Annotated in this window: 3 protein-coding genes; 2 read left to right on the forward strand and 1 reads right to left on the reverse strand. The window is 41.4% G+C overall.

Going from position 1 to position 1,504, the window contains the following annotated elements:
• Positions 1 to 49: 49 nt before the first annotated feature.
• Positions 50 to 376, reverse strand: a complete 327-nt coding sequence (locus ACUVJL_RS19475; RefSeq protein ID WP_445247345.1) for a hypothetical protein — start codon at positions 374 to 376, stop codon at positions 50 to 52.
• Here ACUVJL_RS19475 and ACUVJL_RS19480 point away from each other — a divergent pair.
• Together ACUVJL_RS19480 and ACUVJL_RS19485 are read left to right on the forward strand one after the other, a co-directional pair.
• Positions 375 to 767 carry a helix-turn-helix domain-containing protein gene (locus tag ACUVJL_RS19480; RefSeq protein ID WP_445247346.1) on the forward strand — a complete coding sequence of 131 codons (393 nt, stop codon included), beginning with the start codon at positions 375 to 377 and terminating at the stop codon, positions 765 to 767. The genes ACUVJL_RS19475 and ACUVJL_RS19480 overlap by 2 nt on opposite strands.
• Before the next feature lie 2 nt (positions 768 to 769).
• Positions 770 to 1,321 carry a transposase gene (locus ACUVJL_RS19485; protein WP_445247347.1) on the forward strand — a complete coding sequence of 184 codons (552 nt, stop codon included), beginning with the start codon at positions 770 to 772 and terminating at the stop codon, positions 1,319 to 1,321.
• The last annotated feature ends 183 nt before the right edge of the window (positions 1,322 to 1,504 follow it).

The raw sequence follows: 1,504 nt of genomic DNA on the forward strand, positions 1-1,504 counted from the left end.
TTATAATTATAATCTGTTCTGCGGTAAATCTGAAAAAAAAATTAGTTTACTACGCTGGAACCCATCCTAAATCAGCACCAACTCCTCCGTAAATAAACCAGACTATTTCAGCAGACTTGTCTCTACAGAAAGCATTGGCAACTTGACAGTGTTTTTCCCAACCACGACTTACGCCCCGGTGGCAGAAACCGGGTTTTTGACGATAATCCTTCGCTGTACTCCACAGAAAGAGTAAAAAACCCGGTTTCTTTGTCGGGAGTGCATCCAGGAGTGCCAAAAATAAATCGAGTCGCCTCTGGCGACAACCTACAGCGGTTCCCGCTGTTGTGCGGTACAATAAATAAGAATGAAATATCATTTGGTAGTCAAAGCTCATGAAAGCATATTCCCTCGATCTCCGAGAAAAAATAGTGACAGCACATATGTCCGAAAAGATGTCAATTAGAAAAGTAGCCACCAGATTTTCGGTCAGTAAAAGTCTCGTCCAAAAACTGGTAAAGCAACAACAAATCGAGGGTAACTTACAGCCGAAACAGAGCGGAAAACCGCAATTTAGTCATCTGACAAATGCAGAAGTAGAAGTCAAAGCACTCGTAGCAGAGCATCCAGATGCCACCTTGGTAGAATTATGTGAATTATTTGCTATTAAAACCGGAAATTGGGTGAGTCGGACAGCAATGTGTCGCGGTTTACAGAAATTAGGGCTACATCGTAAAAAAAAACATGGTACAGTCGCCAAGCCGCAACAGAAAGAGTCCAAAAATTGAGAGTGGAGTATTGGGAAAAAATTAAACATATCGAGCCAAAAAACCTCGTATTTTTGGATGAAACCGGGATTCTACTCGGTTTGAGCAGAACTCATGCCCGTTCACAGCCGGGAACAAGAGTAACTGAACTAAAACCATTTTATCGAGGGGCTAAAGTTACAGCCATTGGCGCAATTAGTATAAACAAAGTGCTGGCTTTAATGACCATGAATGATTCAATGGATGGACAGGCATTTGCCGTATTTATTGAGAAGTTTTTATGCCCTCAATTATGGGCAGGAGCTGTAGTAGTGATGGATAATTTACCTGCCCATAAACTAGCATCAATTTTGCCAATGATTACAGATGTAGGTGCGAGTGTTATTTGTTTATCCCCATACTCTCCAGATTTTAACCCCATTGAACTCTGGTGGTCGCAACTCAAATCCTTTTTACGGAGATTTTCTCCTACTACCACATCCATGATTGATACAATAATTGCAGTTGCCCTTAACTTAATGAATCCTAAACATTTAAGAAATTGGTTTGCTAATTGCTGTTATTGTACCTCATAACAGCGGGAACCGCTGTAAAAGCGTAGCCGCAGATGGGGGCCGCCGTCAATCCATTTTTAATTTTTAATTTTTGATTTTTGAGTGAATAATTGACACGCTGGATCGATCTGGGGAGTTTGTGGGCTGGATGCTTTTGGTGAAGGTGTTTTGGGCGATATTAGTATTATTGAACCGCGAAGACGC

Source organism: Microcoleus sp. OTE_8_concoct_300 (genome assembly GCF_031383065.1).
Taxonomy (GTDB): Bacteria; Cyanobacteriota; Cyanobacteriia; order Cyanobacteriales; family Microcoleaceae; genus Microcoleus.